20 protein-coding genes are annotated in these 24053 nt (G+C 65.5%); 8 read left to right on the top strand and 12 right to left on the bottom strand.

Annotation, left to right across the window (positions count from 1 at the left end; all coding sequences use genetic code 11):
* Positions 1-4: 4 nt before the first annotated feature.
* Together AOT87_RS20975 and AOT87_RS20970 are read right to left on the bottom strand one after the other, a co-directional pair.
* On the bottom strand, positions 5-1618 hold the full coding sequence (locus tag AOT87_RS20975) for a phospho-sugar mutase (protein ID WP_057968598.1): 1614 nt from the start codon (positions 1616-1618) through the stop codon (positions 5-7).
* Complete coding sequence (locus AOT87_RS20970; RefSeq protein WP_081346467.1) at positions 1615-2487, bottom strand: purine-nucleoside phosphorylase; 873 nt, start codon at positions 2485-2487, stop codon at positions 1615-1617. Before AOT87_RS20970 ends, AOT87_RS20975 begins: the two co-directional genes overlap by 4 nt.
* Positions 2488-2490: 3 nt before the next feature.
* Between AOT87_RS20970 and AOT87_RS20965 the strand changes: the two genes are divergently transcribed.
* On the top strand, positions 2491-3696 hold the full coding sequence (locus AOT87_RS20965) for a M20 family metallopeptidase (RefSeq protein ID WP_030096843.1): 1206 nt from the start codon (positions 2491-2493) through the stop codon (positions 3694-3696).
* The gene (locus AOT87_RS20960; RefSeq protein WP_030096844.1) at positions 3693-4877 is read left to right on the top strand and encodes a M20 family metallopeptidase; all 1185 of its coding nucleotides are present in this window, start codon (positions 3693-3695) and stop codon (positions 4875-4877) included. The genes AOT87_RS20965 and AOT87_RS20960 overlap by 4 nt, the downstream gene beginning before the upstream one ends.
* Here the strand turns inward: AOT87_RS20960 and AOT87_RS20955 are convergent.
* A complete protein-coding gene (locus tag AOT87_RS20955) occupies positions 4874-5350 on the bottom strand; it encodes a gamma-glutamylcyclotransferase (RefSeq protein ID WP_057964475.1) in 477 nt (158 codons plus the stop codon). The two genes, AOT87_RS20960 and AOT87_RS20955, sit on opposite strands and share 4 nt — an antisense overlap.
* A gap of 103 nt (positions 5351-5453) precedes the next feature.
* On the opposite strand from AOT87_RS20955, the gene AOT87_RS20950 reads away from it, so the two are divergent.
* The 3 genes from AOT87_RS20950 to AOT87_RS20940 all read left to right on the top strand — a co-directional run bounded on the left by AOT87_RS20950 (position 5454) and on the right by AOT87_RS20940 (position 9666).
* Entirely contained in the window at positions 5454-6869 is a 1416-nt protein-coding gene (locus tag AOT87_RS20950; RefSeq protein ID WP_044105177.1) for an NAD(P)H-quinone dehydrogenase, read from the top strand.
* Positions 6870-6984: 115 nt separating this feature from the next.
* A complete protein-coding gene (locus AOT87_RS20945; RefSeq protein WP_030096847.1) occupies positions 6985-8751 on the top strand; it encodes a glycerol-3-phosphate dehydrogenase/oxidase in 1767 nt (588 codons plus the stop codon).
* 60 nt (positions 8752-8811) lie between these two features.
* Positions 8812-9666, top strand: a complete 855-nt coding sequence (locus AOT87_RS20940; protein ID WP_193601904.1) for a pseudouridine synthase — start codon at positions 8812-8814, stop codon at positions 9664-9666.
* Here AOT87_RS20940 and AOT87_RS20935 read toward each other — a convergent pair.
* The 5 genes from AOT87_RS20935 to AOT87_RS20915 all read right to left on the bottom strand — a co-directional run bounded on the left by AOT87_RS20935 (position 9655) and on the right by AOT87_RS20915 (position 16640).
* Positions 9655-10326 (bottom strand): hypothetical protein, encoded by a 672-nt coding sequence (locus AOT87_RS20935; protein WP_057968601.1) that lies wholly within the window; start codon positions 10324-10326, stop codon positions 9655-9657. The genes AOT87_RS20940 and AOT87_RS20935 overlap by 12 nt on opposite strands.
* Positions 10323-10925 carry a pyridoxamine 5'-phosphate oxidase family protein gene (locus AOT87_RS20930; RefSeq protein WP_057968602.1) on the bottom strand — a complete coding sequence of 201 codons (603 nt, stop codon included), beginning with the start codon at positions 10923-10925 and terminating at the stop codon, positions 10323-10325. Before AOT87_RS20930 ends, AOT87_RS20935 begins: the two co-directional genes overlap by 4 nt.
* The gene (locus AOT87_RS20925) at positions 10922-11311 is read right to left on the bottom strand and encodes a VOC family protein (RefSeq protein ID WP_030096851.1); all 390 of its coding nucleotides are present in this window, start codon (positions 11309-11311) and stop codon (positions 10922-10924) included. Before AOT87_RS20925 ends, AOT87_RS20930 begins: the two co-directional genes overlap by 4 nt.
* A 10-nt stretch (positions 11312-11321) precedes the next feature.
* The gene (locus AOT87_RS20920) at positions 11322-15869 is read right to left on the bottom strand and encodes an ATP-dependent helicase (protein ID WP_057968603.1); all 4548 of its coding nucleotides are present in this window, start codon (positions 15867-15869) and stop codon (positions 11322-11324) included.
* 90 nt (positions 15870-15959) lie between these two features.
* Positions 15960-16640 (bottom strand): TetR/AcrR family transcriptional regulator, encoded by a 681-nt coding sequence (locus AOT87_RS20915; protein WP_030096853.1) that lies wholly within the window; start codon positions 16638-16640, stop codon positions 15960-15962.
* 151 nt (positions 16641-16791) lie between these two features.
* On the opposite strand from AOT87_RS20915, the gene AOT87_RS20910 reads away from it, so the two are divergent.
* Positions 16792-18183 carry an SDR family oxidoreductase gene (locus tag AOT87_RS20910; protein WP_057968604.1) on the top strand — a complete coding sequence of 464 codons (1392 nt, stop codon included), beginning with the start codon at positions 16792-16794 and terminating at the stop codon, positions 18181-18183.
* A 35-nt stretch (positions 18184-18218) separates the two neighbouring features.
* Here AOT87_RS20910 and AOT87_RS20905 read toward each other — a convergent pair whose 3' ends face one another.
* Positions 18219-19778, bottom strand: a complete 1560-nt coding sequence (locus tag AOT87_RS20905) for an aldehyde dehydrogenase family protein (protein WP_057968605.1) — start codon at positions 19776-19778, stop codon at positions 18219-18221.
* On the bottom strand, positions 19775-21082 hold the full coding sequence (locus AOT87_RS20900; protein ID WP_057968606.1) for a VOC family protein: 1308 nt from the start codon (positions 21080-21082) through the stop codon (positions 19775-19777). The genes AOT87_RS20905 and AOT87_RS20900 overlap by 4 nt, the downstream gene beginning before the upstream one ends.
* 90 nt (positions 21083-21172) lie before the next feature.
* Here AOT87_RS20900 and AOT87_RS20895 point away from each other — a divergent pair, with 90 nt between their 5' ends.
* Positions 21173-21649, top strand: a complete 477-nt coding sequence (locus AOT87_RS20895; RefSeq protein ID WP_057968607.1) for an Lrp/AsnC family transcriptional regulator — start codon at positions 21173-21175, stop codon at positions 21647-21649.
* Between the two features lie 125 nt (positions 21650-21774).
* Positions 21775-23079 carry an L-lysine 6-transaminase gene (lat, locus tag AOT87_RS20890; protein WP_234795826.1) on the top strand — a complete coding sequence of 435 codons (1305 nt, stop codon included), beginning with the start codon at positions 21775-21777 and terminating at the stop codon, positions 23077-23079.
* A 1-nt stretch (position 23080) separates the two neighbouring features.
* On the opposite strand, the gene AOT87_RS20885 is transcribed toward lat, so the two are convergent.
* Entirely contained in the window at positions 23081-23671 is a 591-nt protein-coding gene (locus AOT87_RS20885; protein ID WP_057964463.1) for an NAD(P)H-dependent oxidoreductase, read from the bottom strand.
* 51 nt (positions 23672-23722) lie between these two features.
* Positions 23723-24049 carry a hypothetical protein gene (locus tag AOT87_RS20880; protein ID WP_057964462.1) on the bottom strand — a complete coding sequence of 109 codons (327 nt, stop codon included), beginning with the start codon at positions 24047-24049 and terminating at the stop codon, positions 23723-23725.
* Positions 24050-24053: the final 4 nt, after the last annotated feature.

Below are 24053 nucleotides of genomic sequence, written 5' to 3'. Positions count from 1 at the left end.
CGAGTCAGATGTTGCGGGCGTACGCCTCCAGCTCGGAGACCACCACGCCCGCCCAGATCCGCGCGACGGTCGCATCGGTGATGACCGGCTCGCGGACCTCGATGTAGCACTTGACCTTTGGTTCGGTTCCCGAGGGGCGGATCACCAGCCGGATGGACGATCCCCCGATTTCGCCGGACAGTATCACCGCGTCGGTGCGCTGCTGACCCCGTCGTTCCAGTAGGTCTTCGACGGTGATCGGGAACCCGGACAGCGCAGTGGGCAGGTTCGCCCGCAGGCGCGTCATCATCGCCGTGATGTCGGCGAGAGAGTCCATGCGCAACGAGACCTGCGAGGTGACATGGATACCGTGCCTGATCGCCAGGTTCTCGAGCTTTTCCTCCACACTCGATCCGAGCTCACGCAGATGTGTCACGAGGTCGCATGCGAGCACCGCCGCGGAGATACCGTCCTTGTCCCGCACGGCGGCCGGATCGACGCAATGCCCAATGGCTTCCTCGTACGCGTAGACCAGGTCAAAATCTGCCGCTCGGACAAGCCATTTGAAGCCGGTGAGGGTTTCCACATGCCGTGCGCCGAGGGATGCCGCGATGCGCGCGAGCATGCGGGAGGAGACCACCGTGCTGGCTACCACCGGCGGAGTGGGCGATGGTGGCTGCGTTGAGAGGATGTAATCACCAAGCAGCCAACCGGTTTCATCGCCGGACAGCATGCGCCAGCCGGTCGTGGTGGGAATTCCGATGGCACAGCGGTCGGCGTCCGGGTCCAGCGCGATGGCCAGATCCGCATCGATCTCGGCGGCCCGGGTCAGTACCGCGTCCGCGGCTCCCGGCTCTTCGGGATTCGGAAAAGCGACCGTCGGAAAGTCCGGATCCGGCTGGAACTGCTCGTCCACCACATGAATATCGGTAATACCCGCGGCATTCAGCACGGCCACGGCGGTGGCGCCGCCGACTCCATGCAATGCGGTGAGGGCGATGCGGACACCGCCGGAGCCCCGCCGCACCGTGGCGGCACGCTGGACGTAGGCATCCACCAAGGTGTCATCGGCGGGGGTGACGGGGGTGCGGGGAATCTGATCAGCGAAAGGGGCTGCCTTTGTTGTTGATTCGATATCACGATCGGTTGGGGAGATGATCTGAGCTCCTCCCGACCAGTACACCTTGTAGCCATTGTCGGCGGGAGGGTTGTGGGATGCGGTGATCTGAATGCCTGCCGCCGCATCCAGATGACGTACCGCGAATGCCAGCACCGGCGTGGGCAGCGGGCGGGGGAGCAATACGACCTTGAACCCCTCGGCAGCAAGGACTTCCGCCGCGCCCTGTGCGAACTGCTCGGATCCGTGTCGCGCATCGCGACCCACCACCACGGTCGAGCCGCCGAGGCACCGATCCTTGAGGACCTTGGCCAGTGCGTAGGTGGTGCGCAACACCACCGCCAGGTTCATGCCGTTCGGGCCGCCCCGGACGGCGCCGCGCAGGCCCGCCGTGCCGAACACCAATGGCTCCGAGAATCGTTGCGCGAGCTCCTCCTCGGAGCAGGCGCGTAGCTCGGCTGCCGTCTCGGGGTCGGGGTCATGGTCGATCCAGTCCTGGATCGTCTGCGCCGCGACGGTCATAACCGGCCAATCACCGAGCTGAGAAGTTGGCCCATGCGAGTGGCCGACGCGCGCCCGGCGGCCAGTACCTCGTCATGGTTGAGAGACTCTCCCGTCATGCCGGCCGCAAGGTTGGTCACCAGTGACACCCCCAGCACCTCGGCACCGGCCGCGCGGGCCGCGATCGTCTCGTGCACCGTCGACATGCCCACCAGGTCTGCCCCCAACGTGCGCAGCATCCGGATCTCCGCGGGGGTCTCATAGTGCGGACCGGGAAGGCCCGCGTACACCCCCTCGGCGAGGCTGTCATCGATTTCCCGTGCGAGTGCCCGTAATCGCGGTGTGTACGCATCGACGAGGTCGACGAACTGCGCACCCACCAACGGTGAGCGGGCCGTGAGGTTGAGGTGGTCGCTGATCAGCACCGGCTGACCCACCGTGTACTCGTCGCGCAATCCTCCGGCGGCGTTGGTGAGCACGATGGTGCGCGCACCGGCGGCGCAGGCGGTGCGCACCGGGTGCACGACGTGGCGCAGGTCGTGACCCTCATACGCGTGGATCCGGCCCAGCAGGACCAGCATCCGCTCGCCGCTGTCGCCAATGGGTACCGACAGCACCGATCCGCCGTGTCCGGCAGCGCTCGGCGGGCTGAATCCGGGCAGGTCTGCCATCGGGATCGTGGTGGCGGGGGTGCCGAGCGCCGCGGCCGCCGGAGCCCAGCCGGACCCGAGAACCACCGCGACGGGGTGGGACGCGACGCCGGTGCGCGCGGCGATCTCCGCCGCGGCACGCGCTGCCTCGTCGGCCGGAGTCTCGTCGGTGCTGTTGCCTCTTCGCCCAAGTGGCTCATCGGTCACAGCTACGCAGCCTAACCATGATGGGATACTCATCTAATGCCCTTGAGCACCGGAGCGTCGTCCGCCGCGCATGCCCAGGCCGCTTGCACGGTCGTGGACGCCGCGGCAACGGATCTGGTGGCGTTATCGCACGATATTCACGGCGAACCTGAGTTGGCCTTCCACGAGGTTCGCAGTGCTGTGAAAACCCAGCGGCTGCTAGCCGAGCGCGGATTCGAGATCGTGACCGGTCAAGGCGGTTTGGACACCGCATTCCGTGCCACCTTCGGGGACGGTCCGCTGGTCATCGGTGTTTGCGCCGAGTACGACGCGCTGCCCGGCATCGGACATGCGTGCGGGCACAACATCATCGCCGCCTCCGCGGTGGGCACCGGGCTGGCGCTCGCCGAAGTTGCCGACGCACTCGGACTCACCGTGGTGGTTATCGGCACTCCAGCGGAGGAATACGGGGGCGGCAAGGCACTTCTGCTCAAGGCGGGTGCTTTCGACGACATCGCGGCCGCGGTGATGTTGCACCCCGGGCCGATCGATATCGCCGGAGCGCGGTCACTCGCGCTGACCGACGTGATGGTCACCTATCACGGCAAGGAATCACACGCGGCGGTCGCGCCGCACCTGGGAATCAACGCCGCCGATGCGGTGACGGTGGCTCAGGTCTCGATCGGTCTGTTGCGTCAGCATCTGTCACCCGGACAGCTGATCCACGGCATCGTCACGGAGGGGGGAGAAGCGGCCAACATCATTCCGGCTCGTGCGGCGATGCAGTACACGATGCGCGCCGTCGAATCGTCGTCCCTGCGTGAACTGGAGGAGAAGGTGTACGCCTGCTTCGCCGCTGGTGCGGTGGCCACCGGATGCAGCCATGAACTGGTCGAGTCGTCGCCGCCATACCTGGAGCTGACGCCCGATCCCTGGCTGGTCGGAGTGTTCCGCGAGGAGATGGAGTCCTTCGGCCGCACGCCGGTGCCCGCCGAGTTCGAGGCAGCGGTGCCCCTGGGCAGCACCGATATGGGCAACGTGACGCAAGTGCTGCCCGGTATCCACCCGGTCATCGGCATCGATTCGGGCGGAGCGGTCATTCATCAGCCCGATTTCGAAAAGGCGGCCCGGGAACCGGGCGCCGACCGGGCTGTGGTTGAAGGAGCGAAGATGTTGGCGCGCACCGTGATACGGCTTGCTGAGAATGAGACAGAGCGATCCAGGGTGCTGGATCGGCTGGCGCGCAGGACGGTGACGGTGTGAGCGAATCCCTGTCCGCCGTCGCGGAGCGTTGGCTCGCGGAGAATTCCGAGACGCTGATCCGGTGGCGGCGCCACATTCACGCGCATCCCGAACTGGCGCGCCAGGAGCACGCCACCACCGAGTACGTGGCCGCGCGGCTGGCCGAGGCCGGACTCAACCCGAAGGTGCTGCCCGGCGGGACGGGAATCACCTGCGACTTCGGGCCCGAGGACGGTCCGCGGGTGGCATTGCGCGCGGATATGGATGCCCTGCCGATGCAGGAACGCACCGGCGCGCCCTACTCCTCGACGGTGCCCAATGTCGCGCATGCCTGCGGGCATGACGCACACACCGCCATCCTGCTGGGTGCGGCCATGGCCTTGAATTCGGCTCCCTCGCTGCCCTCGGGCGTGCGGCTCATCTTCCAGCCCGCCGAAGAGGTCATGCCGGGCGGCGCCATCGACGTGGTGGCCACCGGGGCGATGGCCGGTGTGACGAGAATTTTTGCGCTGCACTGTGATCCGCGCCTGGAGGTGGGCAAGGTGGCAATCCGCGCGGGGGCCATCACCTCGGCCGCGGACACCGTCGAGGTCACGCTGCATTCTCCGGGAGGGCATACTTCGCGGCCGCATCTGACGGCCGACCTGGTGTATGGGCTCGGCACCGTCATCACCGGATTGCCGGGCATGTTGAGTCGCCGGATCGATCCGCGCGCCGGCACCGTCATGGTGTGGGGAGCCGTCAACGCAGGGCAGGCGGCCAACGCCATTCCGCAGATCGGCTCGCTGGCGGGCACGGTGCGTACCGGTAGCCGGGATGTGTGGATCACCCTGGAGGACACCGTCCGCGACGTGATCGAGGGACTGCTGGCCCCGCTGCGTATCGACTACACCCTCAACTACCGGCGTGGTGTTCCACCCGTCATCAACGAGTCCGACTCGACGCATATCTTCGTGCGGGCCATCGAGGACATCGGGCTGGATGCACTCGCGGAGACCACGCAGTCCGGCGGTGGCGAGGACTTCTCCTGGTACTTGGAGGAGGTGCCCGGTGCGATGGCGCGGCTGGGGGTGTGGTCAGGATCGGGCCCGCAGCTCGATATCCACCAACCGAACTTCGATATCGATGAACGGGCTCTGGGCGTCGGTGTGCGGACGCTGGTGAACCTCGTCGAACAGAGTGCCGCGCAGGGTTCCGTCTAGCTCGTTCCGGGGCCGATATTGCGTGACGCGCGGGTGCGTAGACCGTGCACGTAATCCTCTGGCGCGCCTGCGATTTCCGCCGCGTCGGCCATCACGCCCAGGTATCGGGCCGACGGTAGTCCGCCCTCGTAGGCATTGACGACGTAGAGCCAGGCCAATACCGGGTCGATGGTCGTGTCGGAAGACTCGCGGTCGATCCGGCAGCGAATCTTGGTATGGATGCCGAGTTCGGAACCTTCCCAGCGATCAAGGTTCTTCTCGTCGGCCCCGGTCATGTCGTAGAGCACAACGAAGACCTTCGAGTGGGGGTCTTGCACGACGGTGGCCAGCGCGCCCTCCCAGCCGATGTCCTCGCCGCCGAAGGTCAGCCGCCAGCCGTGCAGCCAGCCGGTGCCCGCCATGGGGGAGTGCGGCGCGCGCTGCAACATCTGCTCGGGATGCATGTTGGAGCCGTAGGCGGCGTAGAGCGGCACGGGGGCAAGCCTAGTGGTCCTGTGTTGTAGATGACGGCAGGGATGGTGGCAAGTTCCCCATCGTGGCAAGCCGGGTCGGTTCGGTCCTTGTAGGTTTGATGCCGTGGCGACGCGCATCGTGATCATTGGTGGAGGACCAGCGGGATACGAAGCGGCGCTCGTGGCCGCGGCCCATGAGCGAAGCACCACCGAGGTCACGGTGATCGACTCGGACGGCATCGGTGGCGCCTGCGTGCTCTTCGATTGCGTGCCGTCCAAGACGTTCATCGCGTCCACGGGTGTGCGTACCGACCTGCGGCGCGCCCCCAACCTGGGCTTTGACATCGACGTGGAGCACGCCAAGATCTCGCTCCCGCAGATCCACAACCGTGTGAAGCGCCTTGCCGCCGAGCAGTCGGCCGATATCGCCGCGCGGCTGCGCAACGCCGGGGTACGGCTGATCTCTGGACGTGCCGAGCTGGTCGATCACGTGGTCGGAATGGCATATCACCGGGTCAAGGCCACCGCCGCGGACGGAAGCAGCACCATTCTGGAGGCCGATGTGGTGCTCATCGCCACCGGCGCCAGCCCGCGGGTGTTGTCCCATGCGCGTCCCGACGGTGAACGGATCCTCACCTGGCGTCAGCTCTACGACCTGGAGGAATTGCCCGAACACCTGATCGTGGTCGGATCGGGTGTCACGGGTGCGGAGTTTGTCCACGCCTACACCGAGCTGGGAGTTCAGGTGACGGTGGTGGCCAGCCGGGACCGTGTGCTGCCGCACGAGGACGAGGAAGCCGCCCTGGTCCTGGAGGACACGCTGGCCGAGCGCGGTGTGACGCTCATCAAGAATGCCCGCGCCGATGCGGTGACCCGGACCGAGACAGGTGTCCGCGTGGCGATGGCCGACGGCAGGGCGGTCGACGGCAGCCATGTGCTCATGACCGTGGGGTCGATTCCCAACACCGCGGGCCTGGGCCTCGAGCGCGTCGGGATCAGCCTCGGCTCCGGCGGCTATCTGACCGTGGACCGGGTGTCGCGCACCTCGGTGGCAGGCATTTACGCCGCGGGCGACTGCACGGGTCTGCTTCCGCTGGCCTCGGTGGCTGCCATGCAGGGCCGCATTGCCATGTATCACGCCCTTGGCGATGCGGTACAGCCCATCAGGTTGAAAACCGTTGCTGCTGCGGTGTTTACCCGCCCGGAGATCGCTGCGGTGGGGGTGTCCCAGGCAGCCATCGACAATGGTGAGATTCCGGCGCGGACGGTCACGCTGCCCTTGAACACCAACCCCCGGGCCAAGATGTCGGGCCTCAAGCGCGGTTTCGTGAAGATCTTCTGCCGTCCGGCCACCGGTGTGGTGATCGGCGGTGTCGTGGTGGCCTCGAATGCCTCCGAGCTGATCCTGCCCATCGCGATCGCGGTGCAGAACCTGCTGTCGGTGAACGACCTGGCGCAGACCTTGTCGGTGTACCCGTCGCTGTCCGGTTCGGTAACGGAGGCGGCGCGCCAGCTCATCGCCCACGATGACCTGGACTGACCTCGGACGACATGCGCCACAGCGGCACACATCACAGACGAGAGCGCTACCGGCCGGTAACGTGGGTTTCTGGAAGGACTCCGGGGCCCGGTAATGGGCGTGGAAGGGAGCAGTCGTGAGTGACGCAACCAGCCCATCGGCGGGTGGACCCACATACACGTTCCTTGGACCACAGGCCCGTTCGCTGAACTGGGAGCGCCTGGGATCCGAGCAGTTCGATGTCATCGTGATCGGCGGCGGTGTGGTTGGCGCCGGATCGGCTCTGGATGCCGCCACTCGCGGGCTGAAGGTGGCGTTGGTCGAGGCGCGTGACTTCGCCGCCGGGACATCGAGCCGCTCCTCGAAGATGTTCCACGGCGGCCTGCGCTACCTTGAGCAGCTCGAATTCGGGTTGGTTCAGGAGGCATTGCGTGAGCGAGAGTTATCGCTCTCGACATTGGCGCCTCATCTAGTCAAGCCGCTGCCGTTCTTGTTCCCGTTGACCAATCGGTGGTGGGAACGTCCCTACATTGCCGCCGGGATTTTCTTGTATGACCAGATGGGTGGCGCGAAATCTGTTCCCGCCCAGAAACATCTCACCCGCGCTGGCGCGCTGAGGCTGGCGCCCGGACTGAAGCGCAACTCGCTCATCGGCGGTATCCGCTACTACGACACCGTGGTCGACGATGCTCGGCACACCATGAATGTGGCCCGGACGGCGGCGCACTACGGGGCCGTGGTCAGGACATCCACTCAGGTGGTCTCGCTGCTGCGTGAGGGTGATCGCGTCACCGGTGTGGTGGTGCGGGACACCGAGAACGGCGCCGAAACCGAGGTTCGCGGGCATGTCGTCGTCAATGCGACCGGGGTGTGGACCGACGAGATTCAGGCGCTGTCGCGCACCCGTGGCCGGTTCCGGGTGACCGCGTCCAAGGGTGTGCACATCGTGGTGCCACGGGACAGAATCGTCAGCGAGGTGGCGATCATCCTGCGGACCGAAAAGTCGGTGCTGTTCGTCATCCCGTGGGGTAACCACTGGATCATCGGGACCACCGACACCGAATGGAATCTCGACCTGGCGCACCCGGCAGCCACCAAAGTCGATATCGACTACATCCTGGACAAGGTGAACACGGTGTTGGCAACACCGTTGACGCACAACGATATCGATGGCGTCTACGCGGGATTGCGGCCGCTGCTGGCCGGGGAGGATGACGACACGTCGAAACTCTCCCGCGAGCACGCCGTGGCGGTCGCCGCTCCGGGGCTGGTGGCCATCGCCGGTGGCAAATACACGACGTATCGCGTGATGGCCTCCGATGCCATTGACATGGCAAGCGAATTCGTGCCGGCGCGGGTGGCGCCCTCGATTACCGAGAAGGTGCCGCTGCTGGGCGCCGACGGATACTTCGCGCTGATCAATCAGACAGAACACGTCGGGGAGACCTACGGTCTGCATCCCTACCGGGTACGGCACCTGTTGGACCGATACGGTTCGCTGATCGGCGAGGTCCTGGCTTGTGCGGGATCGGATCACAGCCTGTTGCAGCCGATCGCGAAGGCGCCGATGTACTTGAAGGTCGAGGCGCTCTACGCGGTGGCGGCCGAGGGTGCCCTGCACCTGGAGGACATCCTCGCCCGGCGCATGCGCATTGCCATCGAATACCCGCATCGTGGTGTCGACTGCGCCCAGGAGGTCGCCGAGCTGGTGGCTCCGGTGCTTGGCTGGTCCGCGGAAGACATTGTGCGCGAGGTAGATACCTACCGTGCGCGGGTCGACGCGGAGGTACGTTCGCAACGTCAGCCCGACGATGCGTCGGCGGATGCATTGCGGGTGGCCGCACCCGAGGCGCGGTCGTTCATCGTCGAGCCGGTGACCGACGTATTGTCGCCGTCCAAGTAAGACGCGATATAGGTTGCGCTGGTGAGCCCCAGAAGAAGGGCTCCTGAGCCGCCTCTACCGGTGCGAGACGGCTTGGGGCCGGTGCGAATCCGCTTGCGAGAAGATGGGCGAGTGGTTGACGAGCTGGTATCCCGATTCGGTTCGGACGCCGCCGGCAAGGTGAGCCGTGGCGAGGTTGTCGACGCCGCGGGTGCGCCGATCACCACGGATACGCGCCTGCGCTCGGGATCGGTGGTGTACACGTATCGCGACGTGGCCGTGGAGGTTCCCGTACCCTTCGCCGTCGACATATTGCACTGGGACGAAAACGTTCTGGTGGTCGACAAGCCGCATTTCCTGTCAACGATGCCGCGCGGGCGGCATGTCGCCGAGACAGCGCTGGTACGTCTGCGCAGGACGCTGGACCTGCCGGAACTGGCACCCGCGCATCGCCTGGACCGGCTCACCGCGGGGGTGCTCCTGTTCACGGTGCGCCGCGAGGTCCGATCCGCGTATCAATCGCTCTTCGCGCAGCGGCAGGTCGCCAAGATCTATGAGGCCTTGGCGCCCGTCGATCCCGGAGTGGCTCTGCCGGTCACGTTGCGGAGCAGGATCATCAAGCGGCGCAGCATCCTTCAGGCGGTCGAGGAGCCGGGGCCGGCGAACGCCGAGACCCATATCGAGCTGGTCGATCACGATGGTCCGACAGGCAGATATCGCCTGACTCCGAGCACCGGCCAGACCCATCAGCTGCGGGTCCATCTGAACAGCCTGGGCATCCCGATCGTCAACGATCCGCTGTATCCGCAGGTGCGCGAGGTGGCGTCGGACGATTTCGCGCATCCGTTGCAACTCCTGGCGCGCTCTTTGGCGTTTCGTGACCCGTTGACGGGCAAGGACGTCCGGTACGAGTCGACGAGGACTCTAGGGCAGTGACGTGCGGAGATGTTCGGCGTAGTCCCGCAGATAGCGGCCCGGTAGATCTCTGGCCTTGTCCAGGTACTCGCGCAGTAGCGTCTCGTCACCGACGTACTCACTCAGACATTCCAAGCAGCCGATCTTGTGATGTTCTTCCTCGATCGTGCGCCAGGATTTTTCGATCAGCGCCCGGATGCCGGGATATCCACCCTGTGCCAGGGAGATGAGCGCTAGGCGTTTGGTGTACTCATCGGTGCTGTCGTAGAAGGCCAGCAGAACGGATTCGGTATCTGCGTTGAGCGGCCTCAACTTTCGGATGGAAGCCGCGAATTGGTATCGCGCGTCGTCGTATTCGGTGCCCTCGATGGTTGCGGCCAGCCGGGCGAGTATCAGGAAGTCTTCTCGCTCAAGGTCGCCGAGGTTGGACAAGGTGGGTGTGTTCGACAGCCACGCGATCATCCGGCCGACGTCCCAGCCCCGAGCGATGAGGTAAAGCAGGGCCGTCAGCTCGTCCTGGTTGAGCCGGCCGACACCGCCGGTGACGAGTAGCTCGGAGAAATGGGCTTCGACGTGCTTCCAGTGTGGATATCCGATCTCGTTGCCGGGATACTCCTGTAGCCAATGCTTGAACCGTGTCGCGTGGGTCCGCAGCACCCGATCAGCGGCGAGAGGGGTCACTGGGGTGTGGCTTCAAGGTCGGTTACCCGTGCGCGTAGTCGCTCGATTTCGGCGGTGAGCTCGGCCTCCCTGGCGGCGGCCTTCTCTTGATAGGCCTTGCCGAGATCGGACAGGTACTGCTGGTCATAGCGGGGAATGATGCTGCGCGAACAGTTCCAGTCGAATGCCTCCACGGTCACTTCGATCTCGCGGCGGGTGTCGTCGTGCACGGTGCCGCGGCCAAAAACCTTGAGGCGCTGCTTGCGCGGGTAGTCGACGAAGAACATCGCCAGCCGATTGTCGGCGGCGAGGTTTCCGAGGGTCACGAATTGGTTGTTGCCCGGAAGATCGACGAACCGCACGGTGTTCCCGCCGAGATGACGCACGAATCCCGCCGGGCCGCTGCGGTATTGCAGATAGGGCCACCCCGTCGGGGTCACGGTGCCCAGACAGAATTGGGTCGCCTCGGCGATCATCCGTAACTCCCGTGATCCCAGATCGTCGGGGCCGTCATCCGGGCGCTCCAGGTGTGTGCCGTAGGCGACGTAGCTGCCGTTGACTCGCTGGCGCTCGATCGCATCCGTGCCAAAGGCGATGTAGTGATAGTGGTTGTTGCTCATGGGTATACCGCGATCTCGATGAGGTTTCCGTCGGGGTCCCTGCAGTAGTGCGATGTCATCGCGCCCAGCGCACCGATCTTGGTCACCGGCCCCTGCTCGATATCTATCCCACATGACGTGAGATGCTCGCGAACCTCGTCGGGGGAAACGTCGGTGATGAAGCACAGATCATCGGAGCCGGCCGCCGCGGCCAGGCCGGTGAACCACTCCTCCTGGGTTGCCGTGACTGGCCGCAGGTTGATCTTCTGAGCGCCGAATGTCAGAGCCGTGCGGCCGGCGGGGCCGAAAGTCTCCCGAGTCATGCCGAGGACGCGCTGATACCAGGCCGCAGTGGTGTCCACGTCGGTGCAGTTGATCACCACGTGGTCAAACCGTGTCACCTTCATTGCTGTCTCCTCATCGGCGTACTCTCAGTCCCTTCGGTGTCCGCGCGAAACCGGCCTCCAGTAAGGCCGTGCTCACCGCGGACTCTCCGATGTCGAAAACCGATCTGCCATCGATTTTTTCGACTACTAGACCATCGAGCCCACCGGCGCGTACCAAATCCATCGTGCCCAACGCCGCGGCGTGCAGCATCGTGGGATCGGTCACGAAACTGAGCAGCGACTTGCCGCCCCTTTCGATGTACAGCACCAGATGGCCATCGACGAGCGCCACGAGCGCCCCGGCCTTGCGGCCCGGTCGATGACCGGAATCGGACGCGGCCCGTGGCCACACCAGGGCTGCGCCATACGGATTGGCGGGGTCGGTTGCCGCCAGCACCGTCGCCCGCTGCGGCGTGCGTTCGTCGTCGACCGTGTCGAGGTATTCGCGCAGCCTGTCGACGGTCGAGGGAGAAGCGAATTGCGCACCCCCCAGTGATTCGACGAAATAGCCCCGGCGACAGCGCCCGTTGTCCTCGAACGTCGACAACACCTTGTACAGCCAGGCGAAACCGCCCGCGACTCCCTCGGCGACGACGCTGCCCTTGGTCACCACGCCGTACCGCCCGAGCAGCAACTCGGCCTGTGTGTGCGAACGTTCAGTCCCGTCGGCAAGCCTCTCCGGGAGCAACGACCACCGGCCGGCGACCGCGGGATCGACCGGTGCTGCGGTGGGGATTGGTGTGTAGGCGCGCAGCCTCGGAGCTCGCCGGTTTCGGTGCGTCGTACGCGATGTGGCGGCGGTGCCCAGGAGCGCTCGCAGCGGCGCAAAGGTGTCACCCGTCACCCGTCCCGCCCACACCAGATCCCATAACGCCGCGCGTGTCGCCCCGTCGCCGAACTGGCGGAAAAAGAATCCACCGCCGGCGGCGAGGCCATCGAGAATCGCGCGGTGTGACTCGTCCAGAACCACCGAATCCGGTGCGGCCAGTGTGGCCGGTGCGACCTCGCTCGGATGCAAGGCGATCCAGCCGTCCTGCGCGGTGATCGAGCCGTGTCCAGACCACACCGCCTCTCCGGAGGCAAGCAGCTCATCGAGCATCTGGGGCGAGTAATCGCGGACCCGGCGCGCCAGAATCAGTGGCTCCCATGCGGATGCGGGTATCGGCACCCCGGCCAGCTGGTCGATGACGGTGGCGACTCCGTCGACGCCGCGCAGGCTGGAATCGAGGTACTGCCAATCGGGCAGAAACCGTGCGAATGCCGATGTGCTAACGGGCTCCACCTGCGCGCGCAGCGCAGCCAGGGACCGTCGGCGCAGGATCCGCAGGACCTCGGCATCGCACCACTGTTCAGAATCTGTTGCTTCGGAGGTGAATTCGCCACGTACCAACTGGCCGCGTGCGGCCAGTGCCGCCAAGGCATCGGCGGCAACACGAATACCAATACCAAAGCGTTCGGCGGCCTGCCCGGTGGTGAATGGGCCGTGTGTCCTGGCGTATCGGCCCAGCAGCTCCCCGAGCGGATCGGCCGTCGCGTCGGTGAAGGCCGCAGGCACACCCGGCGGTACCGGCACCCCGAGCGCGTCACGCAGCCGTGCCGCATCCTCGACGGCCGCCCACCAGGCACGCTGCCCGTAGTGGGTCTCGATCACCCGGTGCGCGGCGACGAGCTCGCGCAGCCAATCGGCCCCCGCGCCGGAGCAGCGGGCGCTGACCTCTTCGGTGGTGATGGGGCCCAAGAGGCGGAACAGATCGGCGAGGCCCTCGGCGTCGCGGGCCTTGCGTTCCTCGGCGAGGTGCTGCAGTTGTTTCTCGGTCGTCTCGATGACTGCCGGGTCGAGCAGCTCGCGCAGTTCCACCCGTCCCATGAGCTCGGCGAGCAGACCAGTGTCCAGCGAGAGAGCAGCGGCACGTCGCTCGGCCAGGGGGCGGTCCTCGTCGTACATGAATCCGCCGATGTAGCTGAACAGTTGTGCCGCCGCGAAGGGAGAAGGTACCTCGGTCTGTACCTCGACGATCCGGATCCGGCGCTGTTCGATACTCGACATCAACCGCACCAGGGTTCCGATGTCGTAAACGTCCTGCAGGCATTCGCGTAACGCCTCAAGCACCATCGGGAAATCGGAGTGCTTGCGTGCGACATCGAGCAGTTGCGCGGCGCGCTGGCGTTGCTGCCACAGTGGTGATCGGCGCCCGGGAGTTCGGCGTGGAAGGAGCAGAGCGCGCGCGGCGCATTCGCGGAACCGGGCCGCGAAGAGTGCCGAACCGCCGACCTCTCGCGTCACGATCGCCTCGATCTCGGCGGCGTCGAAGACGAAAAGGCTTGCCCCGGGTGGACTGTCATCGGTATCGGGCAGTCGGACCACGATCCCGTCGTCGGTGGCTGTGGGTGACTCGCTGACCCCGTAGCGCTGTTGGAGCCGATCGGCGACGGCCAGCGCCAATGGGCCGTTGACCCGCAGTCCGTACGGCGAGTGCAGCACGATGCGCCAGTCGCCGAGTTCATCGCGGAATCTCTCGACGATCAGTGTGGTGTCAGTGGGGACGGCGCCGGTGGACTGCAGCTGGTCGGTGAGCAGCTTTCGAAGATTGCCGATCGCAAAGTCATCGAATCCCATATCGGCACAACGTTTATCGAATTCGGCGTCATCGGCTGCGGCCAGCTCGCCGGTCAGGTGTCCCAGTGCCATGCCCAGCTCGGCGGCCCGCCCTACCGCGTCGCCGCGCCAGAACGGCAACCTGCCCGGTTGGCCGAAGGCCGGGACCACGATCACCCGTTCGTGGGTGATCTCGGTGATGCGCCAGCTGGTGGCCCCTAAGGAGATGACGTCCCCCGGGCGTGACTCGTACACCATTTCCTCGTCGAGTTCGCCTACCCGTGATGGCTTCTCGCCCTCGGCGCCGGCATACATGTACACCGTGAACAGGCCGCGATCGGGAATGGCGCCCCCGGACGTGACTGCCAGCCGTTGCGCGCCGGGCCGTCCGGTGAGCGTTCCCGCGTCTCTGTCGTAGACGACGCGCGGACGCAACTCGGCGAAATCGGTGGACGGGTACTTGCCGCTGAGTAAATCGAGCACGGCGTCAAACGCACTGCGCGGCAGGGAGGTGAAGGAGGCGCTGCGTCTGACCACGTCGAACCAGGTCTCGACGTCCAGCGGATCCAGTGCACATGCGGCCACAGTGTGTTGCGCCAGGATGTCCAGCGGATTGGCGGGTACCTGCAGGGTTTCGATATCACCGTCGAGCATGCGCCGCACCGTGACCGCGCAGCCCAGCAGATCGGTGCGGTGCTTCGGGAAAAGAACACCTCTGGAGATCTCGCCGACTTGGTGTCCGGCCCTGCCGATGCGTTGCAGTCCGCTGGCCACCGACGGTGGCGCCTCCACCTGAACTACCAGATCCACGGCGCCCATATCGATTCCGAGTTCGAGGCTGCTGGTGGCCACTACGCATCTGAGCCGGCCGGTCTTGAGGTCCTCTTCGATGTTCGCGCGCTGCTCCTTGCTGACCGAGCCATGATGAGCCCGGGCCAGCAAGGGTGCGGCACCGTAGGTCTGCCCGCTGCCCATGATGTGCGCCGGGGGCCCTCCTGGTACGCCGGGATTGGCCACCGGGGTGAGATCCACCCCCAGGCGCTCAGCGTGAATCTCGTTGAACCGGGCGGTGAGCCGCTCGGCGAGGCGACGCGAGTTGGCAAAGACGATGCTCGAGCGGTGCGCCTCGATGAGGTCGACGATGCGCTGCTCGACATGTGGCCAAATCGTGTTGGTGCCCGCGTTGGAGGCCTCGGCGTCGGGGTAGGTGTCTGGGGCGCTCATATCCGAAACGGGCACCACCACCGACAGGTCGAAGGTCTTCGGGCTGGCGGGGGCGACGACGTTGGCCTGGGCGCGACCGGACAGGAAGCGGGCGACCTCAGCCGCGGGTTTCACCGTCGCCGACAGGCCAATTCGCTGTGCTGGCCGGGAAAGACGATTGTCCAGCCGTTCAAGCGAGAGCGCAAGGTGCGCACCGCGTTTGGTTCCGGCCACCGCGTGGACCTCGTCCACGATGACGGTGGTGACCGTTTCCAATGTCTCGCGTGCGGCGGAGGTCAGCATCAGGAACAGTGACTCCGGGGTGGTGATGAGGATGTCCGGGGGAGAGGAGATCAGCGCGCGGCGGCGTTGCGCGGGGGTGTCGCCCGAGCGCACCCCGATAGTGATGGATGGCTCGGCCAGGCCCATCCGCTGTGCGGTGCGGGCAATCCCGGCAAGGGGGGCACGCAGGTTCCGCTCGACATCGACGGCGAGCGCCTTGAGCGGTGAGATGTACAGGACCCGGGTTCCGCGCCGAGCCGGAGCCGCACCGGCGGCGATATTCAGCTCGGGGTTGGCGCCGGCCAGGGTGTCGATGGCCCACAGAAACGCCGCGAGGGTTTTGCCGGACCCGGTAGGGGCGATGACGAGGGTGTTGTCGCCCTTGGCGATGGACTGCCACGCACCGGACTGCGCCTGGGTGGGAGCCGGGAATGATTCGGCGAACCATTCCCGGGTAGGTGCCGAGAACCGGGCGAGTGGACCGGACTCGCTGCTCATCGGACCATCGTGCCAACAGGGGCCGACAATTTTTCCGGCGGGCGGGAGCGATGGGGGTACCTCCCGCTTGCGGGGGCCGACTTTGGGGATCTAATCGGCACCCATGAGGTCCACCACTGCTTTCGGGATGTTCGGTACCCGCCGGACGGCGTCGATCATGGCGTGCGCGGAGGTATCGGCCAGCCAGTCGACGTCCAGATCAGGATTGATGGCCCGTTGACGTGCTAGTTCCTGGTTGAAGGTCAGCCAGGCCCGGATGACCACGCGCAGGGCGGTGACGAGATCCGGGGTTAATTCGTCGCCGGCGACATGCTCGACGACGGCCATGATGCGATCGGTCTGCTTGTCGTATTCCTGCTGCTCTATCGCTGCGACGGTGGGATCGGCAGAATCGATCATGCGGAACACGGTCACCGGCGCGTAGGGATGCTCCTCCTGGTAGTGCAGGTACACCAGAAGAGTCCGCCGGAGCCGCTCGAAACCGGAAAGAGTCGGATCCATATCCAGCGAGATGGTGGCGTCGTAGAGCCTGTCGTACTCAGCCTGCATCACCGCGGTGTAGAAGGAGCGCTTGTCGGGAAAGTAGCGGTACAGCAGCGCTCGTGACACACCCGCCTGCTCAGCTACCTCGTCCATGCGGACGTCGTCATAGTGACGTTCGCCGAATAGTTGTGTACCGAACTCCAGTAGCTCGGCACGCCGGTCCTCAGGGGTGAGCCGCCGACGGGGCGATGAGCCGCTCGGGCGAACTGCATCGGAGTCGTCGGTCATCCAGCAGATTTTACTAGGCAGCAGGGTCGTGGTTGGCCCGATCGGTGCGCACGGACGAGGGGCGGACGGGCTTCATCAGATCTGCTATTACGAGAACTGCTGGCCCTCTAACTACACTGCGTCGGTGGCTAAGCACATTGACCCCGAGGACATGGCCATCTTTGGGCGTGTCCTGGATCAGGCCGCCGCGCTTGCACCCGATCATCCCGATTCGATTGCCGTGCAACGCGGCGTCGCGAAGCTGTTCAAAATTCTCAAGAGGCAGCGCCGCCGCCAGGCGCGCCAGGCGGAGCTGGAAGCCGACCGTGCGGTGATCGGGGCCACCGCGACCGGATCGGCCGATCGGATCGATGACGAGACGGCCGGCCTGCCGCTGCGTGGTGGGGACGCGGTCGGGACGCTGCGGCGCCCCCAGCATTGCTACATCTGCAAGGTCAGATACACAGAGATCGATGCGTTCCACCACCAGCTGTGTCCGGATTGTGCGCCTGCCAACAGGTCCCGGCGTGATCAGCGCACGGACCTGACCGGGCGACGGGCCGTGCTGACCGGTGGCCGTGCCAAGATCGGGATGTACATCGCCCTGATGTTGTTGCGCGACGGTGCCAGCCTCACGATCACTACCCGATTCCCGCGGGACGCGGCGCGCAGATTCGCCCAGCTGCCCGATGCCGCGAGTTGGCTCGACCGGCTGAGCATTGTGGGCATCGACCTGCGTGACCCCGCCCAGGTGGCTCGTTTCGCCGATGAAGTTGCCGCGCAGGGACCGTTGGACATTCTGATCAACAATGCCGCCCAGACGGTCCGCCGCAGCCCGGGCTCCTACACGTCCTTGGTTGACGCAGAACAGGCGCCTCTCAGCGGCGCCGCTGCACGTGTTCCGATTACGGCGATGGGAGATTCCAGCGAGTTGCATCCCCATACTCTGGCGCTGGGAGAGGGTTCCGAAGCCGCCGCACACTCGCTGGTGTCGTTGGCCTTGACGGCAGGTTCGGCCACCCCGGACCGGATTGTCGACGGCACCGCCGTCGACGCCGGTGGGCTGTTGCCCGACCTCGTCGACACCAACAGCTGGGTGCAGACGGTCGACCAGATTGACCCGCTGGAACTGCTTGAGGTGCAACTGTGTAACAGCGTGGCGCCGTTCATTCTGTTGTCGCGGCTGCGGCCCGCAATGCGTGCCTCGACGGCCCGGCGCAAGTACGTGGTGAACGTATCCGCGATGGAGGGCAACTTCTCGCGGGGTTACAAGGGGCCGGGGCATCCGCACACGAACATGGCCAAGGCCGCGTTGAACATGCTGACCAGGACCAGTGCGGGTGAACTGTTTTCCGAGGGCATCCTGATGACTGCGGTCGACACCGGCTGGATCACCGATGAGCGTCCACACACCAGCAAGATGCGTCTGGCGCAAGAAGGGTTTCGCGCGCCGCTGGATCTGGTGGACGGTGCGGCCCGGGTTTACGACCCCATCGTGCAGGGCGAGCGCGGCGTCGATCTCTACGGCTGCTTCCTGAAGGACTTCCAGCCGCACCCCTGGTAGCCCATCCGATTAGCCCGTCCGACTAGCCCGTCCGACTAGCCGAAGTGCACGCCCTGAGCCAACGGCAGCTCGGTGGAGTAGTTGACGGTGTTCGTGGCACGCCGCATGTATGCCTTCCATGAGTCGGAGCCGGACTCGCGGCCACCGCCCGTCTCCTTCTCTCCGCCGAACGCTCCGCCGATCTCGGCGCCCGAGGTGCCGATGTTGACGTTAGCGATTCCACAGTCGGATCCGTCGGCGGCCAGGAAACGCTCGGCCTCGCGCATGTCCAGGGTGAAGATCGCCGAGGAAAGGCCCTGGGGCACTGCGTTGTTCAGTGCGATCGCCTCGTCGAGGGTGTCGTAGCCGAGCACGTACAGAATCGGGGCGAAGGTCTCCCGGTGTACGACGTCACCCTGTTCGGGCATCCGCACCACGGCGGGGGTGACGTAGTAAGCGCCGTCACCCAGATCGCGACGTTCGCCGCCGATGACCGTTCCGCCCTGCGCGCGGGCGGTTTCCAGTGCGTCCTGCATATCGCGGAACGACTTCTCGTTGATCAGTGGGCCTATCAGGGTCTGGTCGCTGAATGGATCGCCTACCGGAAGCTGGCCGTAGGCGTTGACGATGCGTTCGACCAGCGCATCAGCGACAGAGTGGTGAACGATCAACCGCCGCAGGGTGGTACAGCGCTGGCCCGCGGTGCCCGCGGCTGAGAACACGATTCCGCGCACCGCAAGATCCAGATCCGCTGAGGGCGTCACGATGGCCGCGTTGTTACCGCCCAACTCGAGCAGCGACCGGCCGAAGCGGGCAGCCACCCGCGGGCCCACCTGTTGGCCCATCCGCACCGACCCTGTCGCACTCACCAACGCGACGCGTGGATCGTCGACGAGTTGTTCGCCGACCTCACGGCCGCCCTGGATCAGTCGGCTCACCTCCGGCGGCGCCCCCACGTCGGCGGCGGCGCGGTCCAAGAGTGCCTGGCAGGCAACGGCAGTCAGTGGTGTCAACTCGGATGGCTTCCACACCACGGTGTCACCGCAGACAAGGGCGATCGCGGTGTTCCATGACCACACGGCCACCGGGAAGTTGAACGCGGAAATGACTCCGACCACGCCCAGTGGATGCCAGGACTCCATGAGTCGATGCCCGGCACGCTCGGAGGCCATCGTCTTGCCATAGAGCTGCCGGGACAGTCCGACCGCGAATTGGCAGATGTCGATCATCTCCTGGACCTCGCCGAGTGCCTCCGAGACAATCTTTCCGGCCTCGATGGTCACCAATTCGGCCAGATCCTTCTTGTGCTCCGTCAGCAGCTCGCCGAGACGGGCCACCAATGCACCGCGCACGGGCGCCGGGGTGGTGCGCCATTGTGAAAATGCCTGGGCGGCTTCGGTGATGGCGCCATCGACATCCTCCGTCGAGCTGGCCGCGAGCGTGAACAGCGTGTCGCCGGTGATAGGGGTACGCACCGTGACGCCGCCACCTTCTCCCGCTCTCGTGCTCAGTTCTACGTCCGCGCCGATCCACCGCAGCGCGTTCTGGGCGCGCGTGCGCAACTCGTCGGCGGTTGGCAGCACCTCGGGGGATGCGGTAGGCAGTGTGGTGGTCATCGATCGGCTCCTATCGTGAGGTCAGATTGTGCGGCGATGGCGGCGTAGAGCGTGTATGGATCGTGGATGTCCCGCCCTATGGCGCCCGACATCCAATCCTTCGAGTAGTCGGCGGCGTAATCGTCGGCACCATCCCCGTATGCGCCGTCGTCATCGAGATTGGACCGGAATATCCCGGCGGCCGAACGCGGCAGGAAATCCTCGTACACGATGGGGCGGCGCACGATCTCGCCGTCGGCGCCGACGTCCGTGCGGAAGTATGCGAGTTCCTGCTCGGCCAGACCGGCCTCGGTATCGGGAAAGTGATCGGCCCAAATAGACGCGGCCCGTTCGGGATCTGCCTGTGCGGTCTCGATGGCGATCATCGCGGCGTCGTAGCGAGTGCGGCCGATGGGGGTGAGGGCTATGCCCCGTGCCTCGACTTCGCCGAACCGGACCCGCAGCGTGTCGCTGGTCACGGTGCCGTCGGGCATGAGGAAACGGCGTGGCTCGGCCAGTGCCCGGAATGAGGTCTGCCGCAGGAGAACATCGGGTCCATGCCAGCGTGGTGGCCCCTGGATCGCGTCGATCATGGTGATGCCGCGTGCCGTCATCTGCCGGTACAGGTCGTCGATATCGAGCACGCGCGGTGTCAGATGGTTGATGTGTGTGCCGCCCACGCCGGCGATGTCCGCGGCGACCGGTGAGACCGCGGAAAGCTCGTCGTACCAGGCCCGATCGATGGGGGCGGTGGACAGTGCGAACGACTTCACCGCTTCGCGAATGAAGTCCTCGGCCTGCGCCGGGGTGGCTCCGCCCGCAGCGCTGATCAGCCGAGCGTGGGCCAGCAGGGCCGGATCGAACAGCTCTCGCCGCCGTACGAAGTTCTCCACGCGCGTGCGAAGTTCCGTATCGAAGAACCGGCGGTCGGCAGTCGCAAGCATGGAGGTGAACACTCGGAAGGGGTTGAGTGCCAACTCTTTTTCATCGATGGGCCGAAATGCCGTCGAGACCACGGGCACTGGCGACGTGGCGTCACGCAAGTCGTAGAAGTCGACGGGATACATCCCGAACGCTTCGAACAGGTCGGCGACGGCGGCGAGTTCTCCCGGGCTGCCCACCCGGATCGCGCCGTGGCGCTCGGCGGTCACGCGATCGATCGAGCCGAGCCGCTCGGCATCCGGATGCGTTGTGGCATAAGTCTGGTTCACTTCGGTGCTGACGTCGACCAGCGTGTTGTACGCGGGAACTTCCGTCCCATACATCTGGGACAGTGCCGCCGCGAAACCTGCGCGTAGTTCCCAGCAGGGGATGAGATCGGTCATCGAATTCGTCCTGTAGTTAGTCTCACAGTTGACGTGATTGGCCTACGCAAGTTCGTTCCTTGTGGTCCGTGGTCGCGGTACTCTGCCTCCGTGACTGCGGATTCCGAGAGAACGCCCGAGCGTCCGCTTGATGACGTCGACCGGATTCTGGTGCGCGAGTTGGCTCGCGATGGCCGGGCGACCCTGGCGCATCTGGCGGCAAAGGCCGGGCTGTCGATCTCTGCGGTGCAAACTCGTGTGCGGCGGCTGGAATCTCGTGGTGTTCTCACCGGATATGCGGCCAGGGTCAATCCGGAGTCGGTGGGCCAACTGCTCTCGGCGTTCGTGGCAATCACCCCTCTCGATCCTTCGCAACCCGATGATGCTCCGGCACGGCTTGAGCACATTGACGCCATCGAGTCGTGCCACTCGGTGGCGGGCGAGGAAAGCTACGTCCTCCTAGTGCGAGTGCCCTCGCCGCGTGCGCTCGAGGAGCTGCTGCAGCTGATCCGCACCACAGCCAATGTTCGCACGCGAAGCACCATCATCTTACAAACTTTTTACGATGGCCGCCAGCTGGTGCCGTAAATATTCTTGTCTTGATGTAGAGAAGTCGTAAATACTCCGTTAGTGTGGGTCTTATGACCGCACTCATGTTCCCGGGGGCCCACGTAGGCTCCACGACCGATGACGAGGCAACGCGTCCGGACCCGGTGACACCGGATCGGGTGCATGAGGTGCTGCGGCGCAGCATTCTGGCCGACGGAATGGACCTCGTGCTCGACCTGGAGCGTTCGCGTGGGGCGCATCTGGTGGATGCGCGCGACGGGACCACCTATCTCGATATGTTCACCTTCTTCGCGTCGTCGGCGCTGGGGATGAACCACCCGATGCTCGCCGAGGACGGTGAGTTCCGTGCCGAACTGACCCGGGCTGCCATCAACAAGCCGAGCAATTCGGATATCTACACCGTCGAGATGGCCAGGTTCGTCGACACTTTCGCGCGAGTGCTCGGTGACCCGGCGCTACCGCACCTGTTCTTCGTAGACGGCGGAGCGCTGGCGGTAGAAAACGCACTAAAGGTGGCATTTGATTGGAAGAGCCGCTGGAACGAGGCGCACGGAATCGATCCAGCCTTGGGCACCAAGGTATTACACCTGCGCGAGGCCTTCCACGGCCGAAGTGGCTACACCATGTCGCTGACGAACACCGATCCCAACAAGGTGGCGCGGTTCCCCAAGTTCGACTGGCCGCGCATCGATGCGCCGTACCTGCGCCCCGACGCCGATGTCGAAGAGCTGGAGGCTGCCGCACTGGCACAGGCCCGCCGTGTGTTCGCCGAAAATCCGCACGACATAGCATGTTTCATCGCCGAGCCAATTCAGGGTGAGGGTGGAGATCATCATTTCCGCCCCGAGTTCTTCCACGCCATGCGCGCGCTGTGTCACGAGAATGACGCCCTGTTCGTCTTCGACGAGGTGCAGACCGGGTGTGGCCTCACCGGTACGGCGTGGGCATTCCAACAGCTGGGCGTGACTCCCGACATCGTGGCGTTTGGCAAGAAGACGCAGGTGTGCGGGGTCATGGCGGGCGGTCGTGTCGATGAGGTCGCCGACAACGTCTTCGCCGTCAGCTCACGCATCAACTCCACCTGGGGCGGAAACCTGGTCGATATGGTGCGCTCTCGCCGCATCCTGGAAGTGATTGAGTCGCAGCGGCTTTTCGGCAATGCGGCTCGGATGGGCGAGTACCTACTGGACCGTCTGCAGACCCTGGCGCTGCGGCACGGCGAGATTGGCGACGTGCGGGGCCGCGGGCTGATGTGCGCGTTCAGTCTGCCGACCACGCAGGAGCGTGATCATCTGGTGGAGCGCCTGTGGTCGCAGGAGCACGTGATCCTGTTGCCCAGCGGCAAGAACAGTGTCCGGTTCCGTCCGCCGCTGATCGTCAGTGCCGAGGAGATCGACGCTGCGGTGGCCGCGGTATCACGGGTGCTGGCGCAGTCTCCCCAGGCATAGCTCACCAGGCGTAGGGGGAGTGCTCCCGCGCCGTCCGTAACGCGGAACCCCACCATGCCAGCTCATCGAGCATCGTCTTGGCGGCGGTTTCCGCGTCGCGGCTGTCGACGAGCTGGCCGGCGTCATCGAATTGGCTCCACACGCCGTGGAAACTGACCACGTCACGGGTGGTCACGGCATGCAGTTCGGCGAAAACCAGGCGCAGCTGCTCGATGGCGCGCAACCCTCCCGACATGCCGCCGTAGGACGTGAATCCGACCGGCTTGGCCTGCCACTCGCTGTGATGCCAGTCGATCAGGTTCTTCAACGGGGCGGGGAAACTGTGGTTGTACTCCGGAGTGACCACGAGAAATGCGTCGGCAATGCGCAGCCGTGCCGTCATCTTGGCCAGATGGGCGGTGTCGTCGGCCCCCGGTCTGCGGGAAAGGTGAAGGGGAAGTGGGTATTCCGCGAGGTCGATGTAGCCGGCATGGAACGACGGATGATGCCGGGCCTTTTCTGCGATCCAGTTCGCGACAGTGGGGCCGAACCGACCGTCGCGCGTACTGGCGCAGATCACGGCAAGGCGCAGCGGGGTGGTTGACGTGTTCACTCGCCCATCGTCGTACCTAAAGTGCACTCGAGGTCAAGTGGTTTCTTTCCGTCACGCCAGCATGGCGTCGGCGAAGCGGCGCACGGCGGCGACGGCTTCCTGCTCGGCACTCGTCGAGCCCGGGTAGTCGTCGCGGGCCCGCGATTCGATGCCCCCGGTGGCGGGGTCGAGCCGTACCTCGGCGACCATCTCCGCGGTGGTCGGTTCGCAGACGGCCCAGCTGTAGAGGCGATCGGAGTCCCAATCGGCTGCGCGCGCGGATACATAGTCGGCATCGTCGACACCGAGTGAGGTCAGTGCCGGGCGATCGTCCATGCGTTCGTCGGCCCGCAGGGCGCGCAAGTACCATGCGCCCGCATTGATCTCGATGGTTTCCATGAGT

Source organism: Mycobacteroides sp. H003, assembly GCF_001440135.1.
GTDB lineage: Bacteria > Actinomycetota > Actinomycetes > Mycobacteriales > Mycobacteriaceae > Mycobacterium > Mycobacterium gwanakae.
Note: the sequence above shows the minus strand (reverse complement) of the source record. Positions and strands in the feature narration are given on the sequence as shown.

Excerpts from the sequence above, each read along its gene's own strand:
- AOT87_RS20915 (WP_030096853.1), bottom strand. The coding sequence starts at position 16,640 with ATGACCGACGACTCCGATGCAGTTCGCCCGAGCGGCTCATCGCCCCGT.
- AOT87_RS20925 (WP_030096851.1), bottom strand. The coding sequence starts at position 11,311 with ATGAAGGTGACACGGTTTGACCACGTGGTGATCAACTGCACCGACGTG.
- AOT87_RS20880 (WP_057964462.1), bottom strand. The coding sequence starts at position 24,049 with ATGGAAACCATCGAGATCAATGCGGGCGCATGGTACTTGCGCGCCCTG.
- AOT87_RS20900 (WP_057968606.1), bottom strand. The coding sequence starts at position 21,082 with ATGACCGATCTCATCCCCTGCTGGGAACTACGCGCAGGTTTCGCGGCG.
- AOT87_RS20920 (WP_057968603.1), bottom strand. The coding sequence starts at position 15,869 with ATGAGCAGCGAGTCCGGTCCACTCGCCCGGTTCTCGGCACCTACCCGG.
- AOT87_RS20905 (WP_057968605.1), bottom strand. The coding sequence starts at position 19,778 with ATGACCACCACACTGCCTACCGCATCCCCCGAGGTGCTGCCAACCGCC.
- AOT87_RS20975 (WP_057968598.1), bottom strand. The coding sequence starts at position 1,618 with ATGACCGTCGCGGCGCAGACGATCCAGGACTGGATCGACCATGACCCC.
- AOT87_RS20930 (WP_057968602.1), bottom strand. The coding sequence starts at position 10,925 with ATGAGCAACAACCACTATCACTACATCGCCTTTGGCACGGATGCGATC.
- AOT87_RS20965 (WP_030096843.1), top strand. The coding sequence starts at position 2,491 with ATGCCCTTGAGCACCGGAGCGTCGTCCGCCGCGCATGCCCAGGCCGCT.
- AOT87_RS20970 (WP_081346467.1), bottom strand. The coding sequence starts at position 2,487 with ATGAGTATCCCATCATGGTTAGGCTGCGTAGCTGTGACCGATGAGCCA.
- AOT87_RS20910 (WP_057968604.1), top strand. The coding sequence starts at position 16,792 with ATGGCCATCTTTGGGCGTGTCCTGGATCAGGCCGCCGCGCTTGCACCC.